Source organism: Alteromonas ulvae, assembly GCF_048987005.1.
Classification (GTDB): Bacteria; Pseudomonadota; Gammaproteobacteria; order Enterobacterales; family Alteromonadaceae; genus Alteromonas.
Map to the genome: position 1 here is coordinate 836,767 of NZ_CP185261.1, position 26,110 is coordinate 862,876.

Annotated in this window: 30 protein-coding genes; 15 read left to right on the forward strand and 15 right to left on the reverse strand. The window is 44.6% G+C overall.

Annotation, left to right across the window (positions count from 1 at the left end; all coding sequences use genetic code 11):
- Positions 1-48: 48 nt before the first annotated feature.
- From ACOJR9_RS03660 to ACOJR9_RS03695, 8 genes are all read left to right on the forward strand, one after another.
- Complete coding sequence (locus ACOJR9_RS03660) at positions 49-330, forward strand: hypothetical protein (RefSeq protein WP_420935036.1); 282 nt, start codon at positions 49-51, stop codon at positions 328-330.
- 120 nt (positions 331-450) lie between these two features.
- Positions 451-1,164, forward strand: a complete 714-nt coding sequence (gene recO / locus ACOJR9_RS03665; protein WP_420935037.1) for a DNA repair protein RecO — start codon at positions 451-453, stop codon at positions 1,162-1,164.
- 121 nt (positions 1,165-1,285) lie between these two features.
- On the forward strand, positions 1,286-2,023 hold the full coding sequence (pdxJ, locus tag ACOJR9_RS03670; RefSeq protein WP_420935038.1) for a pyridoxine 5'-phosphate synthase: 738 nt from the start codon (positions 1,286-1,288) through the stop codon (positions 2,021-2,023).
- 107 nt (positions 2,024-2,130) lie between these two features.
- Positions 2,131-2,511: a holo-ACP synthase gene (gene acpS / locus ACOJR9_RS03675; RefSeq protein WP_420935039.1), complete on the forward strand. Its 381-nt coding sequence runs from the start codon at positions 2,131-2,133 to the stop codon at positions 2,509-2,511.
- Between the two features lie 26 nt (positions 2,512-2,537).
- Positions 2,538-4,040 carry a 23S rRNA (uracil(1939)-C(5))-methyltransferase RlmD gene (rlmD, locus tag ACOJR9_RS03680; protein ID WP_420935040.1) on the forward strand — a complete coding sequence of 501 codons (1,503 nt, stop codon included), beginning with the start codon at positions 2,538-2,540 and terminating at the stop codon, positions 4,038-4,040.
- A gap of 21 nt (positions 4,041-4,061) precedes the next feature.
- A complete protein-coding gene (relA, locus tag ACOJR9_RS03685) occupies positions 4,062-6,245 on the forward strand; it encodes a GTP diphosphokinase (protein ID WP_420935041.1) in 2,184 nt (727 codons plus the stop codon).
- Complete coding sequence (mazG, locus tag ACOJR9_RS03690) at positions 6,223-7,149, forward strand: nucleoside triphosphate pyrophosphohydrolase (RefSeq protein ID WP_420935042.1); 927 nt, start codon at positions 6,223-6,225, stop codon at positions 7,147-7,149. Before relA ends, mazG begins: the two co-directional genes overlap by 23 nt.
- Before the next feature lie 146 nt (positions 7,150-7,295).
- A complete protein-coding gene (locus ACOJR9_RS03695) occupies positions 7,296-7,688 on the forward strand; it encodes a YbaN family protein (protein ID WP_420935043.1) in 393 nt (130 codons plus the stop codon).
- Here ACOJR9_RS03695 and ACOJR9_RS03700 read toward each other — a convergent pair.
- Together ACOJR9_RS03700 and ACOJR9_RS03705 are read right to left on the reverse strand one after the other, a co-directional pair.
- Entirely contained in the window at positions 7,685-8,851 is a 1,167-nt protein-coding gene (locus ACOJR9_RS03700; RefSeq protein WP_420935044.1) for a hydroxymethylglutaryl-CoA reductase, read from the reverse strand. The genes ACOJR9_RS03695 and ACOJR9_RS03700 overlap by 4 nt on opposite strands.
- Positions 8,852-8,926: 75 nt before the next feature.
- Positions 8,927-9,943: a hypothetical protein gene (locus ACOJR9_RS03705; protein WP_420935045.1), complete on the reverse strand. Its 1,017-nt coding sequence runs from the start codon at positions 9,941-9,943 to the stop codon at positions 8,927-8,929.
- Between the two features lie 297 nt (positions 9,944-10,240).
- Between ACOJR9_RS03705 and rplM the strand changes: the two genes are divergently transcribed.
- From rplM to ACOJR9_RS03740, 7 genes are all read left to right on the forward strand, one after another.
- Complete coding sequence (gene rplM, locus ACOJR9_RS03710; protein ID WP_032096325.1) at positions 10,241-10,669, forward strand: 50S ribosomal protein L13; 429 nt, start codon at positions 10,241-10,243, stop codon at positions 10,667-10,669.
- A 12-nt stretch (positions 10,670-10,681) separates the two neighbouring features.
- Positions 10,682-11,074 (forward strand): 30S ribosomal protein S9, encoded by a 393-nt coding sequence (rpsI, locus tag ACOJR9_RS03715; RefSeq protein WP_032096326.1) that lies wholly within the window; start codon positions 10,682-10,684, stop codon positions 11,072-11,074.
- Positions 11,075-11,465: 391 nt separating this feature from the next.
- The gene (gene petA, locus ACOJR9_RS03720; RefSeq protein ID WP_032096327.1) at positions 11,466-12,095 is read left to right on the forward strand and encodes a ubiquinol-cytochrome c reductase iron-sulfur subunit; all 630 of its coding nucleotides are present in this window, start codon (positions 11,466-11,468) and stop codon (positions 12,093-12,095) included.
- A 4-nt stretch (positions 12,096-12,099) separates the two neighbouring features.
- Complete coding sequence (locus ACOJR9_RS03725) at positions 12,100-13,365, forward strand: cytochrome b (RefSeq protein ID WP_420935046.1); 1,266 nt, start codon at positions 12,100-12,102, stop codon at positions 13,363-13,365.
- On the forward strand, positions 13,362-14,096 hold the full coding sequence (locus ACOJR9_RS03730; RefSeq protein WP_420935047.1) for a cytochrome c1: 735 nt from the start codon (positions 13,362-13,364) through the stop codon (positions 14,094-14,096). The genes ACOJR9_RS03725 and ACOJR9_RS03730 overlap by 4 nt, the downstream gene beginning before the upstream one ends.
- A 114-nt stretch (positions 14,097-14,210) precedes the next feature.
- On the forward strand, positions 14,211-14,843 hold the full coding sequence (gene sspA, locus ACOJR9_RS03735) for a stringent starvation protein SspA (protein WP_420935048.1): 633 nt from the start codon (positions 14,211-14,213) through the stop codon (positions 14,841-14,843).
- A complete protein-coding gene (locus ACOJR9_RS03740) occupies positions 14,840-15,316 on the forward strand; it encodes a ClpXP protease specificity-enhancing factor (RefSeq protein WP_420935049.1) in 477 nt (158 codons plus the stop codon). The genes sspA and ACOJR9_RS03740 overlap by 4 nt, the downstream gene beginning before the upstream one ends.
- A 119-nt stretch (positions 15,317-15,435) precedes the next feature.
- Here the strand turns inward: ACOJR9_RS03740 and ACOJR9_RS03745 are convergent, their stop codons facing one another.
- The 13 genes from ACOJR9_RS03745 to ACOJR9_RS03805 all read right to left on the reverse strand — a co-directional run bounded on the left by ACOJR9_RS03745 (position 15,436) and on the right by ACOJR9_RS03805 (position 25,749).
- Positions 15,436-16,164, reverse strand: a complete 729-nt coding sequence (locus ACOJR9_RS03745; protein ID WP_420935050.1) for a CBM9 family sugar-binding protein — start codon at positions 16,162-16,164, stop codon at positions 15,436-15,438.
- A 38-nt stretch (positions 16,165-16,202) separates the two neighbouring features.
- The gene (gene mgtE / locus ACOJR9_RS03750; RefSeq protein WP_163107416.1) at positions 16,203-17,561 is read right to left on the reverse strand and encodes a magnesium transporter; all 1,359 of its coding nucleotides are present in this window, start codon (positions 17,559-17,561) and stop codon (positions 16,203-16,205) included.
- Positions 17,562-17,810: 249 nt separating this feature from the next.
- Positions 17,811-18,083, reverse strand: a complete 273-nt coding sequence (locus ACOJR9_RS03755) for an HPr family phosphocarrier protein (protein ID WP_420935051.1) — start codon at positions 18,081-18,083, stop codon at positions 17,811-17,813.
- 34 nt (positions 18,084-18,117) lie between these two features.
- A complete protein-coding gene (gene rapZ, locus ACOJR9_RS03760) occupies positions 18,118-18,960 on the reverse strand; it encodes an RNase adapter RapZ (protein WP_420935052.1) in 843 nt (280 codons plus the stop codon).
- Between the two features lie 62 nt (positions 18,961-19,022).
- Positions 19,023-19,469 (reverse strand): PTS IIA-like nitrogen regulatory protein PtsN, encoded by a 447-nt coding sequence (gene ptsN / locus ACOJR9_RS03765; RefSeq protein WP_420935053.1) that lies wholly within the window; start codon positions 19,467-19,469, stop codon positions 19,023-19,025.
- Positions 19,470-19,482: 13 nt separating this feature from the next.
- On the reverse strand, positions 19,483-19,770 hold the full coding sequence (hpf, locus tag ACOJR9_RS03770) for a ribosome hibernation promoting factor (protein ID WP_032096336.1): 288 nt from the start codon (positions 19,768-19,770) through the stop codon (positions 19,483-19,485).
- Positions 19,771-19,798: 28 nt separating this feature from the next.
- On the reverse strand, positions 19,799-21,298 hold the full coding sequence (locus ACOJR9_RS03775) for an RNA polymerase factor sigma-54 (RefSeq protein WP_420935054.1): 1,500 nt from the start codon (positions 21,296-21,298) through the stop codon (positions 19,799-19,801).
- A gap of 76 nt (positions 21,299-21,374) precedes the next feature.
- Entirely contained in the window at positions 21,375-22,100 is a 726-nt protein-coding gene (gene lptB, locus ACOJR9_RS03780) for an LPS export ABC transporter ATP-binding protein (protein WP_420935055.1), read from the reverse strand.
- Positions 22,101-22,102: 2 nt separating this feature from the next.
- Entirely contained in the window at positions 22,103-22,687 is a 585-nt protein-coding gene (gene lptA, locus ACOJR9_RS03785; protein WP_420935056.1) for a lipopolysaccharide transport periplasmic protein LptA, read from the reverse strand.
- On the reverse strand, positions 22,656-23,234 hold the full coding sequence (gene lptC, locus ACOJR9_RS03790) for an LPS export ABC transporter periplasmic protein LptC (RefSeq protein WP_420935057.1): 579 nt from the start codon (positions 23,232-23,234) through the stop codon (positions 22,656-22,658). Before lptC ends, lptA begins: the two co-directional genes overlap by 32 nt.
- Positions 23,231-23,779 carry a 3-deoxy-manno-octulosonate-8-phosphatase KdsC gene (gene kdsC, locus ACOJR9_RS03795; RefSeq protein ID WP_420936035.1) on the reverse strand — a complete coding sequence of 183 codons (549 nt, stop codon included), beginning with the start codon at positions 23,777-23,779 and terminating at the stop codon, positions 23,231-23,233. Before kdsC ends, lptC begins: the two co-directional genes overlap by 4 nt.
- A gap of 36 nt (positions 23,780-23,815) precedes the next feature.
- Positions 23,816-24,793 (reverse strand): KpsF/GutQ family sugar-phosphate isomerase, encoded by a 978-nt coding sequence (locus tag ACOJR9_RS03800; protein ID WP_420935058.1) that lies wholly within the window; start codon positions 24,791-24,793, stop codon positions 23,816-23,818.
- A complete protein-coding gene (locus ACOJR9_RS03805) occupies positions 24,793-25,749 on the reverse strand; it encodes a calcium/sodium antiporter (RefSeq protein WP_420935059.1) in 957 nt (318 codons plus the stop codon). The genes ACOJR9_RS03800 and ACOJR9_RS03805 overlap by 1 nt, the downstream gene beginning before the upstream one ends.
- Positions 25,750-26,110: the final 361 nt, after the last annotated feature.

Consider the following 26,110-nt stretch of genomic DNA (forward strand, 5'->3'; position numbering starts at 1 on the left):
CTAGCACTAAGCTTGTATGAGTAAAGCATGCATAAAAGGTTGCTAAAGATGAAAAGTGAAAGAGAAAAGCTTGTAGAAAAGCATAGCAAGCTTAACCAAACGGACCACGCCAAAGTGGTGTCTCACGTTCAACGGGAAGAAAAAGACGTTGAATGGATCCGACACACTATTATGCTAGAAGGCATTGATGTGCCCTTTATTTATCGGCGCAAGCGCAATTATAAATCACTCACAGGTGCTAGGGTCAACCTAACCTACTATCGACACGTTGAAGAGGTTGCCGGCATGGAGTTTGAAACCATGAAAGTGGTTCGGATAAAACGCAGTTAATTCCGTTAAGTGAGTTAACACAGTGAATTCAAATCAAATACAAGCTAAATGAATGCCAGATAAGGGCTTGAGGCAGATTAACGTATACACGTTGAAGACGTTACGGTTGAGTGAAAAATAATGAATAGTGAATGGTTAACTGCGTACGTACTCCACCGTCGTCCTTATCGAGAAACCAGCTACATTGTGGATTTTTTCACCCTAGAAGAAGGTCGGGTAAGCGCTGTAGCAAAAGGCGTTAAAAATAGTAAATCAGACAAGAAAAGTTTGTTGCAGCCTTTTCAAGCGCTGCGCCTTCAGTTGAGTGGCAAATCGGAATTAAAAAACTTACGCCACGTAGAAAGTACTGCTCCTTCCATTATTCTACCGGGTACAACCTTATTTTGTGCTATGTATGTCAATGAGCTTTGCAATCGCATTATGCCCATTGGGTTAGCAAGCGATCTGGTTTTTGAGGCTTATCAAGACGCCCTTGTGTCATTGAGTGAGCAAGGCGACGTAGAGATAACGCTGCGTCAATTCGAGTTTGCCATTCTTGATGAAATGGGGCTACTTCCCGATTTTACCTTTGATGTAGAATACGAACGTCCTGTAGAAACGTCTCGCCAGTACAATTTTCAAGCAGAGGCTGGGTTTGTGGTTATTCCTGAAGACGTATTACATCTTAAAGGGTTTCCAGGAGAAGCTTTACTAGACCTTGCACACGGTGAGTTCACACCACTGAGTAAACGAGTGGCGAAAGTCCTTTGTCGTGATTTACTGCGGCCATTAATTGGCGACAAACCGCTAAAAAGTAGAGAGCTTTTTAGCCGCATGGCGCCTAAGCGCGAGTGAAATCTCTTTTAATAGCGGAGTTCAGACATTATTTTCTGTTAACACAAGCCGTTAGCAAGCTAACTATCAGCGAAAATTTGATACACTTCACTCGTTAAACAATCACTTATTAGGCAGGTATATGAGCTCAATTTTGTTAGGCGTAAACATTGATCACATTGCAACACTGAGAAATGCACGAGGTACACACTATCCCGATCCTGTGCATGCAGCAGACATTGCGGAGCGCGCGGGCGCCGATGGGATAACGGTTCACCTTCGTGAAGATCGCCGACACATCAAGGATAGAGATGTAAGAATTCTTGCTCAAACTATCAATACACGTCTAAATTTAGAAATGGCAGTCACCGATGAAATGCTGGCTATTGCAGAAGAAGTGAAACCCGTGTTTTGCTGCCTTGTGCCTGAAAAGCGCGAAGAGCTTACTACAGAAGGGGGCCTTGATGTAGCGGGTAACCTAGATGTTATGAAAGCGGCCTGTGAGCGCTTAGCCGCGTCTAATATTCAGGTTTCACTATTTATCGATGCAGACAAAGCACAAATTGATGCAGCAGTAGCATGCAAAGCGCCTTTTATCGAAATTCACACGGGTCAATACGCCGAGGCAGAAAGCGAGCAGCAACAAGAAATAGAGCTCGCTCGATTGGTAGCAGGTATTGAGTATGCTGATAGCTTGGGCCTAAAAGTAAATGCCGGACACGGTTTGCACTATCACAACGTTAAACCTATTGCCGCAATTAAGCAGCTAGTAGAGCTTAACATTGGGCACGCCATTATTGCCCGCGCCGCGTTTGATGGCTTGCACACTGCCGTTGCCGACATGCGCAAGCTTATGTTGGAAGCAAGAGCCGGTATTTAATGCACTGTGGTACGAGGGGTGTTTATTTTGCATTAGCGCTTAGCGTTGAGTCAGCGCTTAGCATCTGCTAATACCTATTATTTGGTTTTATGAAAAAGGAAAGTTGAGTGGCCATAGCAGGGTTAGGCACCGACATTGTTGAAATTGTGCGCTTAGGTAAAGACGAGGGAGCAATGCTGCGGCTTGCCAAACGCGTGTTAACCGCCAGCGAACTTAAGGAGTTTGAACAGCACCGTACACCACAGCGATTTTTAGCCAAGCGTTTTGCAGCGAAAGAAGCGGCAGTAAAAGCGTTGGGTACAGGTATTGGCAATGGGATCAGCTGGCAGCATATAGAGGTTCAAAACAACGAGTTGGGTGCGCCTACACTTGCGTTTAATGGTGAGTTTGCCGCCCAATGCGCTACGCGAGGAATAACCAATAGCGTTATTAGCATTTCTGACGAACAGCATTATGCTGTTGCTACGGTTATTCTTGAATCAGCATAAAATATAATTTCCTTACGGAGCTATCCTTGTCAAACCCCAACAAGCCTGCAAAAGGCAAAAAACAAAATGGGCTGTTCAATACCACAACGCTGAAGCGTAAAACCAGCGCTAATGCACAAGTGGCGAACCTGCGTTTTTCTGATAAAACCCAGGCATCTAAAACCAAGGTCTCTAAAGCCAAAGCCACTAGCTCTGCTGCCTCAAACCCCGCAGCATCTGGAAATAACTCCTCTTTAAACAGTTCTCCCAGTCAAAAGCACACACAACTTCTTATAGAAAGTCTTGATTGGATGGGGCAGGGAATAGCGCGAACTACGCCGGTGCATTTTGTAGAGGGCGCACTGCCTGGTGAAACCTGTGATATCAGCGTTTTACAAGCGAAAAAGAATGTGGTTAACGCTAAAGCGACTGCGATAACTCATCCATCTTCTATGAGAGCAACGCCATTTTGCCCTGTGTTTGACCAATGCGGCGGGTGTCAGCTCCAACATATAGACGCTCAATATGCCCTAACAGAGCGAGATAATGCGCTTAAGTCGATGATGGTGCGCCAGTTGGCGATGGAAGACGGCGTGTGGCAAGCTCCCCTTTCTGGCGCAAAACCGGCCTATAGACGAAAGGCGCGTTTGGCAGTAGACGCAAGACGAATGGATAAGCTCAAGCTCGGTTTTCGGTCACAGGCGAGTAACGAGATCGTTGATATTACTTCTTGCCCCGTACTTACTGATGAGTTAAGCCGCCTAATTACGCCCCTACGGGCAGTATTATCCAGCTGTGAAAGCACAAAATGGATAGGGCATATTGGCCTACTTGCAGGCGATAATGTGTGTCAGGTAACCATTAAGCATGTAAAAGCCATCAGCCACGAGTTGTATAATGAGCTCATCGTGTTTGCTAAACAAGAGCGCATTAATGTGGTCCTAGAAAACAAGAAAGGACGATGTAACATACTGCATCGCCAAGCCACGCTGACGATGAGTAGTTTTGATGAATTTACGTTAAGCCCAGCGCCCAACGATTTTGTGCAGGTAAACAAGTACGTTAATAACCAGATGATAGAGCAAGCACTGAATTGGCTAGCGCCAAAGCCACAAGAGCGAATAGCAGACTGGTTTAGCGGGTTGGGTAATTTTACCTTGTCAATTGCAAAGCGCGTCGCCGTTGTTCAGGCAGTTGAAGGTGTAGCTGAAATGGTGCAGCGAGCAAGAGATAATGCGCAACAACAGGGCGTACATAACATTGAGTGGCTGCATTTAGACTTAAGCAATAATAAAAACGTAAGTGATGCGCTTAATGGCGGCTTTGATAAAGTCCTGCTAGATCCTTCAAGAGAGGGGGCCTTAATCGTTTGTCAGGCATTAGTTAATGCGAAACCAAGCACAATAGTGTACGTTTCTTGCAACCCAAGCACCTTTACAAGAGATGCAAATGTATTGATACAAGGAGGGTACTTGATGAAAAAAGCAGGGGCAGTGGAAATGTTTCCTTATACCCATCATATGGAAATGATGGCTCTTTTCACACGTTAGCAGTTGCAGTGAGTTACGGATATGGTATCAACAAGAAAGGTACACGAAGCCCACAGGCCTCCCTTTGAGGCGTGGTTGGATAGTTTAGGGCTTCAACGTCATACGAAAGAAAAGCTACGAGCGGTGTCTGCTGTCCCCGAGCGGCTGCTTGTGGGTCAAGAAATGGTGGAAATACTCTGCCAACTCAATATGGACGACATAACGCTTCAGGCCGCCCTCGTCTTTCCCTATTGCGAACAGCACGTTCTCAATGAAGACGATATTAGCGATGAGTTTGGCACTGAGATAAAAGAGCTCATTGTTGGCGTGCGCAGAATGGACGCGATTAAGTCTCTTCATGCACGTAGGTTGAGCGGCAAAGAGCACGCAGATTCTTCAGATGAACAACACACAGATAGTATTCGCAGAATGCTGCTGGCCATGGTCGAGGACGTGCGCGCCGTCGTAATTAAAATGGCAGAGCGAATATGTGCGTTGCAGCAGGCCAAATCTGCCGATGAGGAAACGCGCGTTATGGTGGCTCGAGAATGCGCTAGCATTTATGCACCGTTGGCGAATAGATTAGGTATAGGGCAACTAAAGTGGGAGTTAGAAGACTTAGCTTTTCGCTATCTTCATCCGGTTACCTACAAACAAATCGCCAAGCAGCTTGATGGAAAACGAAAAGAGCGTGCTGAGTACATCGATTCCATAGTTGACGATTTGCAGCAAATGATGAATACCGAAAATATCCGCGCAGAGGTGTACGGTAGACCAAAGCACATATTCAGTATTTGGAAAAAAATGCAGAAAAAGCGGCTCACCTTTGAGCAGTTGTTTGATATTCGTGCGGTGAGAATTATTGCTGACAGGTTACAAGATTGCTATGCCGCCCTTGGCACAGTTCACGCCAACTACAGACATTTACCGACGGAATTTGATGACTATATCGCTACCCCAAAACCTAATGGCTATCAATCTATTCACACCGTTGTGGTTGGCCCAGAGGGCAAGCCAATAGAAATTCAAATACGCACTCAGCAAATGCATCAAGATGCTGAATTGGGTGTTGCTGCTCATTGGAAGTACAAAGAGGGCAGTACGGGCAAGCAATCTGGTTACGATGAACGAATAAACTGGCTGCGTCGTATTTTAGCGTGGCAAGAAGAAGTGGCAGAGTCTGGCGACTTAGTGGAGGAGATTCGCAGTCAAGTCTTTGATGATAGAGTGTATGTGTTCACTCCAAAAGGTGATGTTATTGATTTACCTCAAGGAGCGACGCCTCTAGATTTTGCTTATTACATTCATAGTAATGTAGGGCACCGCTGCAACGGAGCAAAAATTAATGGCAGGATCGTGCCTTTTACTTACTTGCTGCAAAGTGGCGATCAGGTGGAAGTGCTCACTGGAAAAGACCTGAACCCAAGTAGAGATTGGATGCATCCTGGTTTAGGGTATGTTCATTCTTCTCGGGCACGAGCTACCATTCATTCATACTTTAAAAAACAGGACAGAGAAAAGAACCTTGCCGCTGGTAAAGAACTGCTTGAGCGAGAATTGAATCGAGCCCATTTATCAACGAAAGTCCCATCTGAAGCCTGTGAAAAGTTCAATTTACAGACGAAAGACGACCTCTACACTGCAGTAGGGGCAGGCGATGTAAGGGTGATGCAAGTTGTTAATTTCATTCATCACTTACAAGAGCCACCTCAGGCAGAGCCCGAGATTAGCCCTAAAGTTAAAACACGCAAAACCGCTGCTGGAACGGGTAAAAAAGATGCTGTCGTTGTGCAAGGCGTTGGTCACCTGATGAGTCAATTGGCGAACTGCTGTAAGCCTGTACCAGGTGAGCCTATTATGGGGTATATCACACAGGGCAGGGGAGTGAGTGTTCACAAAGAAAGCTGTGATCAATTGCAGAACTTGTTAGTTCAATACCCCGAACGTCAAATAGAAGTTAACTGGTCTCAAGAGCTCAAGGTGGGCTTTGAGACTGCGGTGGATATTCATTGCCACGACAGAACCGGACTACTTCGCGATATTACCACCGTGCTAGCAAACGAAAACGTGCCTTTGCTTGGGGTAAACAGTTTAAGTGATAAAAACCGCCAAACCGCGCTAATCACAATATCCATTGAAGTGCTCACGTTAGACAGCTTGTCTAAAGTCATCACTCGCCTACGTCAGTTAAAAGGAGTCAACGATGCACGACGTAAGCAAAGCTAACTTGCCTGGCGTGGCGCGTCTGTTGTCAATTATGGAAACGTTGCGCTCTGATGACGGCGGGTGTCCGTGGGATCAACAGCAGACCATGGAGTCGCTTACGCGGTTTACTATGGAAGAGGCGTATGAAGTTGTCGATGCTATAGCTAATGGCGATATAGACGATATTCGAGACGAGCTCGGTGACTTGCTGTTTCAAATCGTTTTTTACGCCCACATTGCACAAGAAGACGGGCAGTTTGATTTTGACGATGTGGCAACAGCCATTAGCGATAAGCTGGTACGTCGCCATCCTCATGTCTTCGCTCAGGAACAGGCCAGCGTAAATACCGGCGCCAAAACCAGTCAACCCGTCTTTTCTCAACAAGGATTATCTCAAGAAGGGCTATCTCAACAAGACTTATCTCAGCAGTGGGAGGCCATTAAGGCCCAAGAAAAAGCAGAGAGAAAAGCAGCAAAGCAGGCCAACACAGACAGCAGTCAGCCTCATCGAGCAAACAATGAGCCTCTTTTAGATAGTGTGCCTAAAGGAATGCCTGCACTGATGTACGCACAAAAATTGCAAAAAAAATGTGCCAAAGTAGGGTTTGATTGGCCAGATACACTGCCCGTGTTAGATAAAGTTGAAGAAGAGTTAGAAGAGGTTAAGCAAGAGCTTATCGCCACAACCCGAAACCAAGACGCCATTGAAGAAGAGATTGGCGATGCACTCTTTGCGATGGTGAATTTAGCTAGGCACTGCAACGTAGACGCGGATACCGCACTGCGTAAAGCCAGTATTAAGTTTGCAAAGCGCTTTACCGCGGTAGAGGAGCTGGCTCGAGCTCAGCATCACTCATTAACCGATTTATCGCTTGAAGAGATGGAGTCGCTATGGGTGAAAGTAAAAGCGAAGGAAAAATTGTAAAAAAGTAGCTAGATTTCAGCACTGTCATAACAAACCCATGCTACGCTTATACTATTATCGAATCGAAATTTGACCGTTGTTGAATCGTCAGTGTGCTGACTTGCTACTTTCACTCGTCACTGTCAGCGGTCTTAAGGGGGGGTTAATTGAGCGTTCGCATCATTAAAAAAGTGGGTAAGCCATTTTTCGCCGTTCTCGGTGCATTATTCACACTCTTAGGTGTCATTGGTGCTTTCTTGCCCGTTATGCCCACCACCGTTTTTCTCATTGGTGCACTTTATTGTTTTACACGCTCATCACCCAAGCTTGAGCGCTGGTTGTTGCAACACCCTCGTTTCGGTGAAACCTTGCGCGCATGGCGCGACAATGGCGCAATATCTAAACGGACAAAGTGTGTGGCGTGCTGCAGCATGCTACTAAGCTTCATCGTATTTTGTATATTCGCCAACGCGCCGCTTTATGCATATGCTGGCGTTGCGGTGTTTATGATCGCAGGCGCATACTTTGTTATATCTCGACCTGAATGCGCTAATGCTTAACGGTTTCTGCCCAATTTTTCATGACTAGACACCCACTCATTTGCGACAACGGCAGAACCCAGAGAGAGATCGCCGCATAGTACAGTTGCCGCAATGATCTCTGCGAGCTTATTTACCTTTCCTTTACCAGCACAGCCCAGTACGCTGAGGCACTCCTGTTGCGTTGCTAAGCCGGTTCCTCCGCCATAGGTCGCAACGATGAGCGATGGTATAGTAACTGAAAAGTAATAGTCGCCGTTTGGCAAAATTTCAGCATAGGTGAAGCCAGCAGATGACTCGGCAACATTCGCCACATCTTGACCGCAGGCAATGAATACCGCGGTAATACCATTAGCAAAGTGAGCGCCATTGTTAACACTGCCCGCCATTAGGGCTCCCATGTTGGAATACTGACGCTGCTTAAAAAGCGCTTCAGGCGGACAATGCATAATTTCTGTCATCAATTGCTTAGGCAAGGTGATTTCAGCAACAACCCGCTTACCTCTCGTGTGTAATGAGTTGAGGTGTGAGTGCTTCTTATCGGTGTCTAAGTTAGCGGCAAGTACAAAGTGGTCAACGTGCCCAGGATAGTTGTCTAGTACCCAGTCACACCCTGCTTTTGTTGCTTTACTTACCATATTCTGACCTGCTGCGTCACCACAGGTAAAGTTAAAGCGCAGCCAGCGCAGTTTTGATACTGCATATTGTTCGATGTCTCTAAGTTTTCCCACTGACGTGGTTTCTTCGCTTGCAACTTTTATTTGGTCAAAATTAGCCTCAATCCATTTTCCGAAGGCAAGCGCTTCTCGCGCGTCAACAAAAGCAAACATAGGCGCGCGCTGCATAGCATCATCTATCACGGTGGTTTTAATGCCGCCCGCTTCCCGAGTTAAACGCATTCCTCTACTGTAACTCGCCACTAACGTACCTTCGGTGGTAGCCATGGGCACATAAAACTCACCTTGTGCTGCTTCGCCATTGACCAACATAGGACCCGCAAAGCCGATAGGTACTTGCGCCACACCGGTAAAGTTTTCAATATTTCCAGCCAGAGATTTTGGCTCGAGAGAAAAATGACTCAAATGAGTAAACGAGGTTTTGGTTTCGTTTTCGATAAACTGTCTTCGTTTTTCGCTCATTTCACGGGTGTAATCAAGTGTTGGAGTGCGTGGTATCTTTGGCATAAATCAATCCTTTCTACGTTATGATTATAGTAGAAGCGCGTTATTTAAATGTGAACTGTTAAGGATTTATATATCCTAATCATTCATATCAATAGCAAAAGAAGAATAGCCCATTTCACTTTCGATGGCTTTCACCGCAAGTTGCGGGGTCGCAATCCAATCGGCATAGTTAAGAGGTCCGGGAATAAGAGGGTTATTGAGTTTATGTACCTGGCGTTTAGTGTCACTAAGCAGTTCATTTGCCAGTATGTGAGTGTCAAAACTATAAAAGATCTCTTCTAGCTCTCCCGATTGTATGAGCCTTATAAGACCAAGCCGGATCCTGTTGGCCAATTGCTGTCTATCAGAGCGTACAAAGAAATACTCGTAGTTAGGGTAACTAATAAGATGCTTCTCATCGACAGATAACAAGTTATTGTCAAAGTATTGAATGTCGTTGTGTATCTCAATAATATTTCGCGGAAAGCCGTCTACCACATTGCGCTCAACAAGGAGGTACATAGAACGAAACCATGTGCTCCAGTCTTCGCTAACTACGCCAAACCCATTTGCTTGTAGAATTTCAAAATCTGGCCAATCAGAACCCTGCACAAACTTCTTGGCTTTTAAACTTTCTACGGAAGTTATGCGTTCGAACTGTGCTTTTTCTTCTGTGTTTATTACGATAACGCGGTGGCCAGAATAACCACGCAGTAAAGGCAGGCGTATAGGAGTAAGCCTTAGCTCCCTCGACTTGCTTGTTACGCTCCACATTACATCAGCAGAGCCTTCAAGCAAGCTTCGCATTTGGCGGCTTTGGGACATCGGCTGTGGATGAAGGGATATGTTTACGTCGCCGAACTCTGAAGTGACCTCTAGAGCCCGTGATAACACTGATATTTGGTATTTTCCAAAGTCATCGTCCGCAAAGGCTTTAGCTATGACGACTGTGTCCACCGTAGTGCCTGTCTCATTGGATGCGTCATTATCCATCTCATGCACTGCTTCGTGAGCTGTATCGTAAGAGAAGGCTTTTACGGGGTAACACATAACACATGACGTGATGGCAAATGCCACAAGGTTTGTGATAATCAATGCAGTAACGCGATTCATGATTTGGTCGATATTTTGTCGTTGTTTAGAGTTATTGTTTTTGGTCAAAAATAAAGCGAATAAACGTTATAGTATATTTAATCGGAAGTCACCGTTTAAAGCAGAAAAAGTGTACATTTTTTCATTGTAGGGGTTCGCATTTGCCATAAAATCTGTATAATTCGCGCCCTGCCCAGTTACGCCCACCTTTGGGAAGGTGGAAGAATCGACCGGCTCGAAGGGGCCTTTGTGTTGATTTTATGGTGATTTCTGGTGTTCAGAAATCAGTAACGACGATATTATTCGGGTGATATTTAAATGAAAACTTTTGTTGCAAAGCCAGAAACGGTACAACGTGACTGGTACGTGGTTGACGCCACAGACAAAACACTGGGCCGTTTGGCTTCAGAAATCGCATTGCGCCTTCGTGGTAAGCATAAGCCAGAGTACACGCCTCACGTGGACACCGGTGATTACATCATAGTTATCAATGCTGACAAAATTACGGTTACTGGCCGTAAAGCGTTGAATAAAATCTATTATGCGCACAGTGGCTATCCAGGTGGTCTGAAAGAAACTAACTTTGAAAAGCTGCTTGCTTTCAAACCAGAAATGGTTATTGAGAAAGCAGTGAAAGGAATGCTGCCAAAAGGTCCGCTAGGCCGTGCAATGTTCCGTAAAATGAAAGTTTACGCTGGTGCAGAACACTCGCACGCAGCACAGCAACCACAAGTTTTGGACATCTAAGGGGCAATCGACATGGCAGATACTCAATACTACGGCACCGGCCGCCGCAAAAGTTCTACCGCTCGTGTGTTCTTGCGTCCAGGCTCAGGTAACATTCAAGTAAACAAACGCGCTCTAGATCAGTACTTCGGTCGTGAGACTGAGTGCATGGTTGTTCGTCAGCCTCTAGAACTTGTAGAAATGCTAGAAAAGTTTGATCTATACATCACTGTTAAAGGTGGTGGTTCAAACGGACAAGCTGGCGCAATTCGTCACGGTATCACTCGTGCTCTTATGGAGTATGATGAAGCGTTGCGTCCTGCACTACGTAAAGCTGGCTTCGTTACTCGCGACGCACGTCAGGTTGAACGTAAGAAAGTGGGTCTACACAAAGCACGTAAACGTCCACAATTCTCAAAACGTTAATTCACGTTTTTTGTTTTGCAAAAACCCGGCTCTGCCGGGTTTTTTATTGCCTGTAAGATATTGAGCAAAATAAAAAAGGTTTAATTTCCTCTGCTTTTTAGGGGCTATTCAAGGTAAAACCCTGATTTAAAGCACTTATCACCTATTTTGCCGTCAGCTTCGATGAATTAAATTTATGCTTAAATACCAGTAAAACCTTGTGTTTATAAGGGCTTTTCTTTTATCATTTGCAGTCGAAAAATTGAATAACTTTCGTGGAATCGTAAAACAGCGTGTTTTGCTGTTTATTCACTCTCACGACAAGCCATATGATGCGGTAATACAGGCGAGATAAAACCAGTATAAGCCTTTTTAAATGGCATCATAATTATCCAAACCTGGAGAAATGTGGATGAGCAATGTATCTGTAGATGCAACAAAGTCTGCACACAACGAAAATCAGCCTGAGAACAACACCCGTCGTCGGTTTTTGACCGTTGCCACGTCGGTAGTTGGCGGTGTGGGTGTCGTTGGTGCTGCAGTGCCTTTTATTGCGTCCTGGAATCCAAGTGCCAAAGCGAAAGCTGCCGGTGCTGACGTTGAAGTTGATATCAGCGGGATTGAGCCTGGACAGTTAGTGCGTGTAATGTGGCGAAGCAAACCCGTGTGGATTGTGCGTCGTACCCCTGAGCTGCTAGAGGCATTAGGCGGACACGAAGATCAGCTTAAAGATCCAAATTCAGAAGCCGAGCAGCAACCTACGTTTGCACAAAACCGCTTCCGCTCCATGAAAGAAGAATACTTAATCTTGGTGGGTATTTGTACTCACCTTGGATGCTCTCCACAGCATCTTAAAGACGGTGCGTTTGAAGAATACGTTGAAGGTGTACCTGAAGGTTTCTTTTGCCCGTGCCACGGTTCTAAGTTTGATATGGCAGGCCGCGTATTTCAAAACGTACCTGCACCATTAAACCTGGTAGTGCCGCCTTATCAGTTCGTTGATGATACAAACATCATCATTGGTTCAGAAGCGGAGGCTTAATGATATGAATGCTTTTCTAGGTTGGATCGAAGACCGTCTCCCGGTGGGACGCGTTGCAAACATGCACGCTATTCAATACCCAGCGCCAAAAAACATGAACTTTTGGTATGTGTTTGGGTTTTTAGCCACTATTGTTCTGGTCAACCAAATAATTACTGGTATTTGGCTAACCATGAACTTTGTACCTTCAGCAGAGGGCGCTTTCGCTTCTGTTGAATACATCATGCGTGAAATCGATTACGGATGGATAATCCGTTATATGCACAGTACTGGCGCGTCAGCGTTCTTTATTGTTGTTTACATGCACATGTTCCGCGGAATGATATACGGTTCGTATCAAAAGCCACGTGAGCTACTGTGGGTGTTCGGTATGTTTATTTATCTTGCACTGATGGCTGAAGCCTTCATGGGCTATGTACTTCCATGGGGACAAATGTCTTACTGGGGTGCTCAGGTAATCGTTTCATTATTCGGTGCCATTCCGGTAGTGGGTCCTGACCTCGTTATTTGGTTACAGGGCGACTATGTTATTTCAGGCGCCACGCTAAACCGATTCTTCGCCTTGCACGTTATTGCATTGCCATTAGTCATCGTCATACTTGTGTTCTTGCACATTATTGCGCTTCACGAAGTAGGTTCTAATAACCCTGATGGCGTAGCCATTAAGCACAAGAAAGGCTCACTGCCAGAGTCAGAGAAAACGAAGTACAAAATTCACGAGTACTACACTAGCAAGTATGACATTGCTGACGACGTTCTACCGTTCTTCCCTCACATTGTGTTGAAGGATATGGTGGCGTTCTGTGTATTCTTGGCGCTATTTACTTACGTATTGTTCTTTGCGCCTGAAATGGGCGGTAAGTTCCTCGAACACCCTAACTTTGAAATTGCTAACCCTCTGAAAACGCCAGAGCATATATTCCCAGTGTGGTATTTCACGCCATTCTACGCAATTTTGAAAGCAGTACCTGACAAACTGTTTGGTGTACTTGCTATGTTTGGCGCTATAGCTGCATTGTTCGCAATGCCGTGGGTAGACCGTGGTCGCGTCAAATCATGGCGCTATCGTTGTGGTTTACACAAAGTGAACCTTATCGTGTTCGCGATTGTGTTTATCTTCCTGGGTTACCTAGGTGGTACGCCACAAGAGAACTGGAAAATCATTGCGTCACAGGTTGCTACAATCATGTACTTTGGTTTCTTCATTGCATTGTTCTTGTACAGCAAAAACGAAAATACTAAACCTGTGCCAGAGAGGATCCCTAAATGAAAAAAATGATGTGCTTTTTAGCATTCTTTCTACCTGGCGTCGCGATGGCGGCAGGTGGGAACGTGCATCTAGACGAAGCGCCAATTGACTTGTCAGATAAGGCGTCACTACAGCGCGGTGCGCAGTTGTTCATGAACTTCTGTTCAGGCTGTCACTCAATGAAGTATCAACGCTATCAGCGTTCATTCACTGATTTGGGTATTCCAGACGAGTTGGGCGAAGAGTATCTGCAGTTTACCGGCAAGAAAGTGTCTGATTATATGACGCGCGCTATGCCTGAAGATGCCTCAGCACAGTGGTTCGGTGCTGCGCCACCTGATCTAACGCTAGTAGCTCGTGTTCGCGGTACAGACTGGATATACACCTATTTGCGTGCATTCTATGTGGACGAAAGCAGACCGTTTGGTGTTAACAACACTGTATTCCCAGAAGTGGGTATGCCTCATGTTCTACAACCTCTTCAAGGCACGCCAACGCGTACTTATGAAGAGCAAATGGTAGACGGCGAGATGGTTAAGCGTTATGTGGGTATCAAATCTGACGGAACTGGTTCAATGTCTCCGGATGAATATGACCAAGCCGTTGGCGATATCGTGAACTTTTTGGAGTACACCGGCGAGCCAGCTAAACTTGAGTCGCACAAAATCGGTAAATGGGTACTTATCTTTATTGCCGTATTGTTTGTGTTTGTTTACTTGCTCAAGAAAGATTACTGGCGAGAAGTGCACTAATCGCACAGATTTATGTATAATACCAAAAGGGGGCATCTCGCCCCCTTTTTTGGCATTTGTAATTCGCTCATTGTAACGGTGAGCTTTAACTTGTTTCTCGACGGAGGAAATTGAATGGCCGTAGCCGCGAATAAACGTTCTATCATGACGTTGTTCTCTGACACAATTGATATTTATAGCCACCAGGTTCGTATTGTGTTGGCAGAAAAAGGTGTGGGTGTTGAAATCAGCTACACAGATCCTAGTAACTTATCTGAAGATCTGTTGGAGTTAAACCCATACGGTACGGTACCCACTCTTGTTGATCGTGAACTCGTACTTTATAAGTCTCACATCATCATGGAATACCTTGATGAGCGCTTCCCGCACCCACCATTAATGCCGGTATACCCAGTATCCCGTGGTACAAGTCGTTTAATGATGCATCGCATCGAGCAAGATTGGTATTCACTTGCTGCACGAATTTTCCGCGGTGAAGGTGATGTTGAGTCCTCGCGCAATGAACTTCGTGAAGCTATTCTATCTTTAGCGCCTGTTTTTGCTGAAATGCCTTACTTTATGAGTGAAGAGTTCAGCTTGGTGGATTGCTATCTAGCACCGCTTCTCTGGCGTTTACCTGCATTAGGCATTGAGCTTAGTGGTACAGGAAGCAAAGAAATTACTACTTACATGAACCGTCTTTTCTCTCGCAGTTCGTTCAAAGCATCTTTGACTGACCAAGAGCGCGAGATCCACAATCCATTATGACATCTATGACGTCAAACCAGCCCTATCTACTTAGGGCTTTTTATGAATGGATAGTGGATAACGATATGACGCCATACGTTGTTGTTAATGCAACAAACGAATTGGTTGAAGTTCCGCAAGAATTTGTTAAAGATGGCCAGATTGTACTTAATGTGTCACCGAGTGCCTGCGTTGGTTTTAACCTTGATACAAACGGATTGTCTTTTCAAGCGCGTTTTGGGGGGCAACCTCGTCGTCTTAGCATGCCCTGCGAAGCGGTAATTGCCATTTACGCACGGGAGAATGGCGCGGGTACTGTATTTGCCACAGAAGAAGACGTAGCTCTTTCTGACGCTATGGAATCGGCAGAGCCTATCTCAAACGAGCCAGAACCAACAGGGCCAACATCCATTGAAGATGCTGATTCTTCTGCCTCATTTGATGCGCCTGTGCCACCTAAAAAGGGTAAGCCTACGCTAAAGGTGATTAAGTAGCATTAGCGAAAACTATCAGCCCGGAATAGGTCGGACTATTTAGAAGCCGCAGTATCATTTAATACTGCGGCTTTTTTGTCTACGGCAGTTCTTTTTGTTAAAGCGTTAAGTCACAACTGCTACTCTTTAGGTAGTAAGGTTAACTTGCCGAAGACATCAGCATCGATGTATCCACGGTTTTTGTCACCGTTTACCGCCTGTATCTCATGAGAGCCCATAAAATGCTCACGTGCTTCACTGCCATCATTATCACAGTAGGCCAGCATGAAACCAATAACTCGATGTTCATCCAACACTAATGGGGTGTTGTTGCTATTTTCTTGGTAACTGTTGGGAAAGAGTTTAATCGCCACTTCCCAGATAATGTTATAAGGGGGCGATGTTTGTCGCTGCCATCGGCTTGTAAGATGCTCTGTGTACAGGTGGGGTTTTCTGTCGGGCCCAAAGTCGGCGGCTTGGTTATCAAGGCCTATGTGATAGGCAAATGCGGTATGGTTAAATTGATGATTGCCACCAGAGGCGTCGCTATCTATAAATACCTCTAGCGCATCATCATCCCAATATTTTTTAGTGGGGTTAGGGTGAGTGTCAATGAGCACATCATCGCTAATATCAGCCTGCAAATATAAATATTGTTCATCCCACAATAATCGATAGCGGCCTGTAAAGTCGTTATCTGATGTGGGAAGCGTTCCATCCATTAAATGGGGCATATCGTGCCATGTAGCTTTATTCCAAGCATCCTCTGATACACCGTCAATGTGAATAGGCGTTGACGTGTAGTTAACGTCGGTAGCTTCAACCGATATGGGGATAAGTAAACCAACTGCTAATATTATGCGTTTCATGAGTATATCCCTGAATGGCTGAAAATCTTATTTTGGCGCTACACCAAAAACAGAGTGGCGGTACCTAAGAATGCAAAAATACCCACCACATCTGTGATGGTGGTTAAAATGACGCTTCCCGCAAGTGCTGGATCTATCTTCAATCGTTTCATTATCATGGGCAGTGTAGCGCCGGCTAATGCAGCCGCAATCATATTAACAAGCATAGCAAATGCAATGATGACACCTAGCATATAGTCTTGTTTCCACAGTGCGATGACAGACGCTATTAATACCGCCCAAATAATGCCGTTTAACACACCAATGGCAATCTCTTTGCTGATCAGCCAGCGGGAGTTATTCGCGTTTACATGGCCTAATGCCATACCGCGAATAACAAGAGTGAGTGTTTGGTTACCTGCAACACCACCCATGCTAGGCACAATGGTGTTTAAAATAGCGAGTACAGCCAAAGCGCTTAAAGTGGCTTCAAATAAGTCGCTCACCATTGCTGCCATCAATGCCGTGGCTAGGTTCACCGCTAGCCACACTGAACGTCTCTTGGTACTTTGCATAACAGGGGCAAAGGTATCTTCATCGTCGTCTAGACCCGCCATACTCATCATGGAGTGTTCGGCGTCTTCGCGAATAATATCAACCACGTCATCAATAGTGATTCGCCCGACGAGGCGATTATTTTCATCAACAACAGGTGCTGAAAGCCAGTTATAGCGTTCAAATAGGCTCGCTACTTCATCGTCTGGCATGTTAACCGGAATAGCTTCCGACTCTTCATCCATCACATCAGAGACTTTGTCGCTAGTGTCTGCGGTGAGAAGCCGTGTTACTGGTACGATACCCACGAGGTTATCGGTGCGATTGACCACATAAAAGGTATCGGTGTTTTCTGGCAGCTCGCCCTTGAGGCGGATGTAACGTAACACCACATCAATAGTGACGTCGGGACGCAAGGTGATAGTGTCGGTATTCATGATGAAGCCGGCAGTTTCTTCACCATAAGATAATGCTTGTTCGGCGCGCAATCGGTCTTGTGCGTCCATGGAGTCTAGGATGTCGAGAAGGACAGTTTCTGGCAGGCTGCTAAGGGTCTCTGCCAAGTCATCGGTGTCCATTTCTTCAAGCGCGTCCACCACGTTTGCAGGCAGCATTTTAGTAATTATGCCGTTACGAACATCGTCGGACAGTTCTTCTAAAATATCGCCGTGAAAATCGCCGTCAATCAACTCCCATAGCTCGTCACGGGTGCGGCTTGGGCTAGACTCTAAAATGTGGGCAACGTCAGAAGGAGGAAGTTCAAGCAGGAGCTTTCTAACCGACACAAACTGACCATTACTCAGTGCATTGTTGAGGGTTCGCAATTGAGTTTGTACATATTTAGAAACGAGAGCTTCTGCCATGAAAAGCGATTCCTAACCAAGAGTGTGCAAAAAGAAAGCGCAACTTGCGCCATAGGCAATGACTAAGTAACTATGAGTTTATAGGATAGCGTATTTACCTTAGCAGTGTAACGATAAATACATTGTTTTAGAATGAGTTTCTCACTGTTAGAGGTTATGCTAGCGGCCTTGTCTGCAGTTACATCATTGGTTTTCTTAGCGCTCAGCCAGCGGCCGAAGAGCAGCGGGTTTGTGGTTAAGCCAATGAGATTATTCGTCTTCGTTAAAGCGTCCTTCGATGAGTTTCTCGATAGCGGCTAAGGCGTTTTCTGCATCATTGCCTTCAACAATTACGTTAACCTGCTCACCTTGATGGCTTTCAAGCATCATCAACCCAAGTACGCTACTAGCGTCGGCCTGTTTATCACCCTTTTCAAGAATTATTTTGGCATCAAACTGATTGGCAAGCTGCACCAGTTGGGTTGCCGCTCTTGCGTGAAGGCCAAGTTTATTGACAATTGTCAGTGTTTTATCAATAGTCACTCTTAGTTACGCTCTCTTTCAACAATATAAGTGATTAATTTAGCTCTCTGTGACGTATTTGTACATCCGGATGAATTTCACCAAATGTTTTTGATAACGTCTGCGCAATATAGACAGAGCGGTGCTGTCCACCAGTACAGCCGATGGCTACTGTGACGTAGCTTCTATTATTCCGTTCAAGATGAGGCAACCAGGTGGTAATTAAGTTTTGAATTTGCCAAACAAACTTAGTCACTACAGGTTGTGAACCAAGAAATACTTCCACAGGCGCATCTAGACCCGTTAAATGTCGCAAGTCAGGTTCCCAATGAGGATTGGGCAAAAAGCGGGCATCAAATACATAGTCAGCGTCTTTTGGTATTCCATGCTTAAAGCCAAAAGATTCAAAGACCAGTACCAGACGAGAGCTTTTTTTACCTAGTATTCGCTCGCGAATAATTTCGGCCAGTTGATGTATGGTGAGCTTATCTGTGTCTAAGTAAAGATCAGCGCGCTCAACAATGGGTCCCAATAAGGTTGACTCGGCTCTAATGGCTTCAGACAGCGACTTATTCAATTTAGCAAGGGGATGTAAGCGCCTTGTCTCACTAAAACGCTTAACTAACACATCGTCACTGGCATCAATATAAACGATTGTCATCGACCAAGAAGAGGGAAGGTAGTCTAATATTTCTACCAAATCGTTGGGGTTCTTTGGCAAGTTACGTACGTCAATACTCACCGCTACCTGATCGTATTCATCAACCACCGTATGGGTGAGTGTTGGTAGTAAATTTACGGGAATATTATCGACACAATAATAGCCCAAATCTTCGAGCGCTCTTAACGCCACAGACTTTCCTGAGCCTGAACGACCACTGATAATGATCAGCTTCACCGATATTTCTCCCTAAAACAAAAATATAACGACAACCTCAATGTACCTTTAAAAATGGTTATTTACATACCTAGTGCTGAAATAATATCTTCGTTCGTTTTGGCTCTGCGTATCGCTTTAACCGTATCTTTATCGCTGAGTTTGCCAGCGACCGTGGCCAAGGTTTGTAAATGTCCCTCTGTCTGTTCTTCAGGCACTAGTAGTGCAAAGAATATATCGACAGGCTTTTCATCGAGGGCGTCGAAGTTAATCGCTGGAATGCAGGTTACAATAATGGCCATAACGTGTTCTAAATTCGCTAAGCGACCATGAGGGAGCGCAATACCGTTACCTATTCCTGTACTGCCCATCCGTTCTCTCGATAGTAAACTATTTAACACGGTGATTTGGTCAATGCTGGCATTGTCTTGGGCAGCAATATCGGAAATAATTTCTAGCATTCGCTTCTTGCTATTGCACTGAACCGCACACTCGGTGCGGTCCAGGCTTACGATGGCTTTAATGTCCATTTTCAATTATCTGCTAATGCTTTTTCAGTTTTTCCTTATGCTTGATTACTTGCCTGTCGAGTTTATCAACCATGCTGTCAATCGCCGCATACATATCGGTATTTTCTGAGGATGCAAATACTTCGGCACCACTTAAATGCATTGTAGCTTCTGCTTTTTGATTTATTTTTTCTACGTTTAGGATGACATGCACATTAGAAATGTGATCAAAGTGACGCTCAAGTTTACTAAACTTCGTATCGACATAATTACGCAAAGAATCGGTGATTTCCACATGATGACCAGTTAAATTGATTTGCATATTTCGTCTTCCTTTTAATATATTGCCTTTAAGTAAGGCTTTTGCGTTGGTTAGACGGGGGTATCGATAAAGACTCCCGGTATTTTGCTATTGTCCGCCGAGCGACTTTTATGCCTTGCTCTGCCAACAATAAAGCAATTTTGCTATCGCTTAATGGTTTGCTTGGTGTTTCTGCTGCTACCAATTTCTTAATTAATGCACGAATAGCAGTCGACGAACACTCACCGCCAGACTCAGTTGCCACATGGCTGGAAAAGAAATACTTCAATTCGTAAATACCGCGCGGCGTATGCATGTACTTCTGAGTCGTTACCCGCGATATTGTCGATTCGTGCATGTCCACCATTTCTGCGACATCATTGAGCACCATTGGTTTCATCATTTCGGGACCGTGCTCAAAAAAACCCATTTGCTGTTGAACGATACAGTTAGCTACTTTCATTAAGGTATCGTTTCTCGATTCTAAACTTTTTATAAACCATTTAGCTTCTTGCATATGAGAACGTATAAACTGTGAGTCACTGCTATTTTTCGCTTTTCGACTCATTGCTGCGTATTGTTGATTTACACCTAGCTTAGGTAAGCTATCGGGATTGAGTTCAACCGTCCAGCGGCCATTCTTCTTCGCCACTGATACATCTGGAATAACATACTCGGGCTCTTTAGTAACTAAAGCACTACCCGGGCGAGGATTCAAGGTTTGAAGTAAACGTATTGCCTCGCGAAGTTCATCCTCCTTCAAGCGACTTTTACGCATCAGGGTTCTGTAATCTTTGCTACTCAAAAGATCTGAGTAGTCTTCAATCAGTCTTTTTGCTTCGTCTAACCAAGGAGTATCGTCAGCAAACTGGCGTAGTTGCACCATCAAACACTCTTGTGGCGAGCGAGAGCCCGACCCGATAGGGTCAAACATTTGAATGCGTTTTAACACACATTCAACTTCATCTAGCTCAATTTCTTCTTCAATATTTTCTGTTTCGATATCTTCAAAATTTACCGCTTCTAATATTTCATCTAGCGTAGCGGTGAGATATCCTGACTCGTCAATCGAGTCAATAATGGCAATAGCGATGGCTCTATCGATATCAGAAAAGGGTGTTAAACGCATCTGCCAAAGAAGATGTGTTTGAATGTCGTCAGTTGTTTCGCCTTGGAAAACATGGTCATCGTCATTATTTGATGGACCTGGTGCAGGCGCTGAAGAGGCTGAGTAATACTCGTCCCATGTGCTATCAATTGGCAGTTCATCGGGTAAGTCATTCTTTTCAAGCGCATCGCCTGATTCTAAAGTGTCGCTAGAGGCTGAAGCGGTAGTATCGTTTTGGCTGTCGTCATTATCAATGTTGTTTTTTTCTGCCTGAGGCTCGTCATTGCCTTCTTCTATTTCTAAAAGCGGGTTGGAATCAAGGGCCTCTTGAATTTCCTGTTGAAGATCGAGTGTAGACAACTGCAGCAGCTTAATTGCCTGCTGTAATTGTGGAGTCATCGTTAGTTGTTGACTAAATTTTAATTGTAAAGATGGTTTCATCTATATCTTATTTTAATACTCTTGAGAGAATGAACCTGAGCGCTCATGAAAATCACAATTAGGTAACATATGATAACTATAGCCTGAATTGTTCGCCTAGGTATACATCCCTTACTTTTTGATTACTTAAAACCTGTTCCGCCGTTCCTTGCGCAATAAGTTCACCATGACTTACGATGTACGCTTTTTCACAGACATCCAGCGTTTCCCTCACGTTGTGGTCGGTAATGAGTATACCAATCCCTCTGTCGCGCAAATGCTGTATTATCTTCTTTATATCATTAACTGATATTGGATCAACACCAGCAAAAGGCTCATCAAGCAAAATAAATTCAGGTTTTGCTGCTAAAGCTCGTGCTATCTCCACTCGGCGACGTTCCCCACCCGAAAGACTCATGCCCATGCTATTACGTATATGGTTAATATTAAATTCATCAAGTAGCGCATCGGCTTCTTCTTCCTGTTGCTGTGAATTTAAATCTTTTCTAGTTTGCAAAATCGCCATAATATTTTCGTGCACAGTCAGCTTTCTGAATATTGAGGCTTCTTGCGGTAAATAGCCAATACCACCTCTTGCACGCTCGTGCATAGGCTGATGAGTTAATTCGTTGTCATCGATAGATATTTGGCCTTTATCTGAGGGAACTAAGCCTACAATCATATAAAAAGTGGTCGTTTTCCCGGCACCGTTAGGCCCCAATAAACCAACAATTTGCCCGGTAGAAACTGACAGGCTAACATCAATCACTACTTGCCGTGATTTGTAGGCTTTAGCTAGGTTTTTTGCGCTGAGAGTTGCCATTGTTACTGCTCGCCTTTACCGTCGTTATTGCTGCTGTCGTTGTGATTACTGTCATTATCTTTGCTGCTTTCACCTTTCGCTTTGCGAATAGACTCAGGGGTAAACACGGTGGTTACACGTCCACCAGCATCATCAGTGCCGCCTGTAGCTAGCAGTTGTTCAGTGACCATATCAAAAGTAATGCTGTTGCCTTTAACTTGGCTGGTGTCCTGCTTAAGCTCCGCATTTCCAGTTAGCGAAATGGTGCGTTTAGCTACTTCATAACGAATTTCGTTCGCCCTTGCAGATACAAGGTTACCGTCTTCAAGTTCTTGCGAGTAGCTCGCCGGATTTCCACGAGCGATAAAAATCTCGCGGCCACTCCCTTGTGAAGCAATTACTTCAACTTCGTCAGCTTCGATAATAAGCGAGCCTTGTGAAATAAGTACGTTATCTTTGTACAGCGCCGTCTTATTTTTTCCATCGATGAATTGAGAATTAGAGCCAATCTCGATGGGAAGAGTGAAATCACTTTCATTACTGAATGCAGGACGAGTGCACAGCACTATCAGTGCACTAGTTGCTAGGAGAATACGTAGTTTGTACATGGTCGATAAGCTCATATTTTTGAGTACGCAAGTTCGCGTTGAATCCGTTGCTTTGGATAACGTACTGCATGCCACGTATTTCTACGGGTTGGTCTGACGTCATCTGTTTGTTATCCAAATTAATCTGAATATATTCGGTGGTAATTGATTTTACAAAATCGTCCCGGCTTTGATTTTCAATGACTACATTGTTTTCCAATTGAATTAATTCATTGTTATACAAGGTTCCCTCTAACGCTGTCACGCTCCACGGTGAGCCTGTATCATTTGTATAGAGAGTGTAGTTTGGCCTTTCAAAAGAAACAAAGCCAAGCTGATCATAATGCTCCATGGAAGAGGCAAAAACCTTATGGTTTAGTTGACCCTCAATGTTATACAGGGTTGTGGTTAGGTTTTTTGCTTTATAAGTAGGCTTTAACGCATCAGGTCCTTCAGCGTTATTTAATACCGGTTCGTCTTCCATCCAGGTTGGAATGTACATGAGCATGGCTAAAATGAATAGCGCTGATATACTCACGCCAAGACGATTGAAACCGAAATGATTCATACACTGGATCCAAATATACCATTGGTCACGCCATGTGCCTGTAAAATCGTGTCACTGATCTCCCTCACTGCTCCAAAACCACCTGGCAGAGTAGTGATCCAATTAGCTTCATTAATAACACATGGATGAGCATCGGCTACCGCTATCCTAACGCTAGCGTGCTTAAACATGCCTGTATCGGGCATATCGTCACCAACAACGGCAACATTTTCGGATGTTATTTTAAGGTGATTCATTAACTGCTTTAGCGCGTCAAACTTATTCTCTTCACCTTGAATAATGTGCGCTACAGACAGTGCCTTCATTCTGTTTTCAACAATAACTGAGCGTCTACCAGTAATAACCGCAACATCGATATTGTGACTAACCAATGCTTTTACGCCGTATCCATCTCGGGTGTGGAAGGCTTTTAATTCCTCACCGTCATTGCCAAGATAGATCCGTCCGTCAGAAAAAACACCGTCAACATCACACACCAACAATTTGATATTACCCAATGCGTCAAATAAGGCTGTATCAAGTTTGCCATATAACGTGGTCGTCATTTCTCGCTTCTCGTTTACTTCCCGATGTTTGTTCATTTACAGCACTCCTGCTTTTAACAGCATATGCATATTAAATGCGCCGATCGGCTTGTCATTTTGGTCAAGTACCATGAGTGCACTAATTTTAAAACTCTCCATAACATTAAGCGCTTCTACGGCGAGTTGATCGGCACTGGTTGTTTTGCCACCTTTAGTCATTACTTCACTCACGGTTGCTTCATGTAGGTCAACTCTAGCATCAAGGATGCGCCGCAAATCGCCGTCGGTAAAAACACCCGTTAACTTTCCTGATTCATTCACAATACCTGTCATACCCAAGCCTTTTCGCGATATTTCCAGCAGCGCTTGGGCAACGGTTGCTGTCGGTTCTATCAATGGAATATCACTGCCAGTCAGCATAATATCACTCACTTTCAACAGTAGTTTTCGCCCAAGGGAGCCACCAGGGTGTGACAGTGCAAAATCGTCAGACGTAAACCCCTTTTTGTCGAGTAATGCTACCGATAGGGCATCGCCCATCACTAATGTAGCGGTAGTGCTTGTTGTTGGCGCTAATCCCAACGAGCAGGCTTCTTGCTCTACACTTATATCAAGTACTACATCAGCGTGCTGACCAAGAGTGCTTAACACACTATTGGTCATGGCAATAACTTTAACGCCAAGTCGTTTTACAACGGGTAGCAAATTCACCAACTCACTGGTTTCGCCCGAATTTGAAATGGCTACGAGAACATCATTTTTACTGAGCATTCCCAAGTCGCCATGATTCGCTTCTCCTGGGTGCATAAAAAATGCGGGTGTACCAGTGCTCGCCAGAGTGGCCGCAATTTTATTACCAATATGGCCCGACTTGCCCATACCACTCACTACAACCTTACCAGAGCAGGCATAAAGCATTTCGCAGGCAGTAACAAAACTTTCGTCTAGCCGCTGTGCTAAATGGTTAATCGCACGAGCCTCTATGTCGATGACACGCTTTGCCGAGGTAATGTAGTCGTTTTGTTTATTTGTCATTATCCGAACAGCCAAAATTGATAACCCACGAAGCAGGCTAAGAGTATTGCACCATTTGTGCGAGATATTTTGCGTTTGCCAATCAGGTCAAAACTAAATAGAAACAGCAGAAGTGTTAATCCCAACATCACGTACATATCTCTGTTGTGTACGTCTGGGTCGAGTAGTCCGGGCGCGATGAGACCTGGCATGCCTAAAACCGCAAGCAAATTAAAAATGTTAGACCCGATAATATTGCCAAGCGCTAAGTCATCTTCGCCTTTCAAAACGCCAGCAACACTTGCAGCGAGCTCCGGGAGGCTGGTGCCAAAAGCAATAATCGTAAGCCCTATAACTAATTCAGAAAGTCCCAGGTATCGCGCTATTTCAACAGCCGAGTTAACCAAAAAGTGTGCACTGATAGGTAGTATTATTAAACCCAAACCAATCCAAATTAAGGCTGCCGAGTTAGATACTCCTTTTGGAATTTCGTCAGCAGTTTCTGCAATAAGAGGGTCTTCTTTATCTACCTGCAAAGACAACCACGCCATCAGTGCCAGTATAAAAACAAATAAACCGAGTAAAATCACGCCTTCATAAGACTTTAGCTCGCCGTCGAACATAAATGCGATGGCGATGAGTGAGATGATCAGCAAGGCGGGAAGTTCTCGTTTGAGCGTTGTTGATGAGACAAGAAGGGGTTTGACGAGTGCGGTTATTCCCAGTACTAGTGCGATATTAGTGATGTTAGAACCCAAAGCGTTACCCACGGCAGTGTTCATATTACCGTTAATTGAGGCAATAGCCGATACAACAATCTCAGGAGCTGATGAGCCCATAGCGACGATAGTTAACCCTATCATCATGGGGGAGATGCCAATATTTTTTGCTAACGCAGACGCGCCGTAAACAAAGCGATCAGCACTCCAGCTCAAAACGATCAATCCGATAATGAAAACGACAATGTTTAAAAGCACAACGACCTATATTTGGAATTGTAATTTGTAGGATTGTCGCAAAAACGGTGCACTTTGCCTATGCTGATAGACTTTTATTTTTCATAATCGAACTGAATTGTAAAAAAACTCGTGTTCAGCTTTCGTTAATGAGATTCAGCTTATGTTATGAATCATTCGTCTCCATCGAACATAACTTGTAACTTTTTGACTTTGGCGAGTGATTCAAAAAAGCGTACAATACTGAAAAATTTAAACTTCCCACTTAAATTGGGGTCACTTAATGTTCGAAGGCATGAATTTTGTATAGCCTTTGGACAAATAATATCTAATTTGCACAGCGCGTTTTTCACATGGCGCGTTATTCAAGCAGCGATGTCTA

Excerpts from the sequence above, each read along its gene's own strand:
- ACOJR9_RS03660 (WP_420935036.1), top strand. The coding sequence starts at position 49 with ATGAAAAGTGAAAGAGAAAAGCTTGTAGAAAAGCATAGCAAGCTTAAC.
- recO (WP_420935037.1), top strand. The coding sequence starts at position 451 with ATGAATAGTGAATGGTTAACTGCGTACGTACTCCACCGTCGTCCTTAT.
- pdxJ (WP_420935038.1), top strand. The coding sequence starts at position 1,286 with ATGAGCTCAATTTTGTTAGGCGTAAACATTGATCACATTGCAACACTG.
- relA (WP_420935041.1), top strand. The coding sequence starts at position 4,062 with ATGGTATCAACAAGAAAGGTACACGAAGCCCACAGGCCTCCCTTTGAG.
- mazG (WP_420935042.1), top strand. The coding sequence starts at position 6,223 with ATGCACGACGTAAGCAAAGCTAACTTGCCTGGCGTGGCGCGTCTGTTG.
- ACOJR9_RS03700 (WP_420935044.1), bottom strand. The coding sequence starts at position 8,851 with ATGCCAAAGATACCACGCACTCCAACACTTGATTACACCCGTGAAATG.
- ACOJR9_RS03705 (WP_420935045.1), bottom strand. The coding sequence starts at position 9,943 with ATGAATCGCGTTACTGCATTGATTATCACAAACCTTGTGGCATTTGCC.
- rplM (WP_032096325.1), top strand. The coding sequence starts at position 10,241 with ATGAAAACTTTTGTTGCAAAGCCAGAAACGGTACAACGTGACTGGTAC.
- rpsI (WP_032096326.1), top strand. The coding sequence starts at position 10,682 with ATGGCAGATACTCAATACTACGGCACCGGCCGCCGCAAAAGTTCTACC.
- petA (WP_032096327.1), top strand. The coding sequence starts at position 11,466 with ATGAGCAATGTATCTGTAGATGCAACAAAGTCTGCACACAACGAAAAT.
- ACOJR9_RS03725 (WP_420935046.1), top strand. The coding sequence starts at position 12,100 with ATGAATGCTTTTCTAGGTTGGATCGAAGACCGTCTCCCGGTGGGACGC.
- ACOJR9_RS03730 (WP_420935047.1), top strand. The coding sequence starts at position 13,362 with ATGAAAAAAATGATGTGCTTTTTAGCATTCTTTCTACCTGGCGTCGCG.
- sspA (WP_420935048.1), top strand. The coding sequence starts at position 14,211 with ATGGCCGTAGCCGCGAATAAACGTTCTATCATGACGTTGTTCTCTGAC.
- ACOJR9_RS03740 (WP_420935049.1), top strand. The coding sequence starts at position 14,840 with ATGACATCTATGACGTCAAACCAGCCCTATCTACTTAGGGCTTTTTAT.
- ACOJR9_RS03745 (WP_420935050.1), bottom strand. The coding sequence starts at position 16,164 with ATGAAACGCATAATATTAGCAGTTGGTTTACTTATCCCCATATCGGTT.
- mgtE (WP_163107416.1), bottom strand. The coding sequence starts at position 17,561 with ATGGCAGAAGCTCTCGTTTCTAAATATGTACAAACTCAATTGCGAACC.
- ptsN (WP_420935053.1), bottom strand. The coding sequence starts at position 19,469 with ATGGACATTAAAGCCATCGTAAGCCTGGACCGCACCGAGTGTGCGGTT.
- hpf (WP_032096336.1), bottom strand. The coding sequence starts at position 19,770 with ATGCAAATCAATTTAACTGGTCATCATGTGGAAATCACCGATTCTTTG.
- ACOJR9_RS03775 (WP_420935054.1), bottom strand. The coding sequence starts at position 21,298 with ATGAAACCATCTTTACAATTAAAATTTAGTCAACAACTAACGATGACT.
- lptB (WP_420935055.1), bottom strand. The coding sequence starts at position 22,100 with ATGGCAACTCTCAGCGCAAAAAACCTAGCTAAAGCCTACAAATCACGG.
- lptA (WP_420935056.1), bottom strand. The coding sequence starts at position 22,687 with ATGTACAAACTACGTATTCTCCTAGCAACTAGTGCACTGATAGTGCTG.
- lptC (WP_420935057.1), bottom strand. The coding sequence starts at position 23,234 with ATGAATCATTTCGGTTTCAATCGTCTTGGCGTGAGTATATCAGCGCTA.
- kdsC (WP_420936035.1), bottom strand. The coding sequence starts at position 23,779 with ATGACGACCACGTTATATGGCAAACTTGATACAGCCTTATTTGACGCA.
- ACOJR9_RS03800 (WP_420935058.1), bottom strand. The coding sequence starts at position 24,793 with ATGACAAATAAACAAAACGACTACATTACCTCGGCAAAGCGTGTCATC.